This window comes from Helicobacter sp. 23-1045, from assembly GCF_053654655.1.
Map to the genome: position 1 here is coordinate 1 of NZ_JBSIUR010000036.1, position 498 is coordinate 498.

At 34.5% G+C, this 498-nt stretch carries 1 protein-coding gene; it reads right to left on the reverse strand.

The window, feature by feature from the left end:
• Window positions 1-199 precede the first annotated feature (199 nt).
• A complete protein-coding gene (locus tag ACWIUE_RS11940) occupies window positions 200-439 on the reverse strand; it encodes a ComEA family DNA-binding protein (protein ID WP_454137011.1) in 240 nt (79 codons plus the stop codon).
• Window positions 440-498 lie beyond the last annotated feature (59 nt).

Consider the following 498-nt stretch of genomic DNA (forward strand, 5'->3'; position numbering starts at 1 on the left):
ATTCGCAGAATCTGCGCCAAAAAAATGCAGAATCTATCCACGATTCGTCATTGCGAGGCTTTAAAAAAGCCGAAGCAATCCACAAAAAAATATAGCTTACCGCAAACTCTCTTTTAAAATATTTAAGGCAAGTTTAGGCACTTTTAAATGCCAAATTCACGCAATTCTCACAAACCCAAAAAGCCAAATTCCCCTAAATCTACTTCACTTTCACCTTATCTTTGATTTTGTCAAAAAGTTTATCGCCGATGCCTTTGATATTTTTCAAATCCTCTGGCTTTGTGAATGGCGTTTTTTCTCTGTATTTGATGATTTCCTCTGCTTTTTTATCGCCGATTCCATCAAGTGTCATCAGCTCTTTTTTAGTCGCTGTGTTGAGATTTACCGCGCCAAATGCGAAACTTACCAAAAATAGCAATGCAAAAAATAACCTTTTCATAATGAAGTCCTTTAAATTGAGATTAAAAAAAGCAAGAATCTTAAACATATAAACTTAAA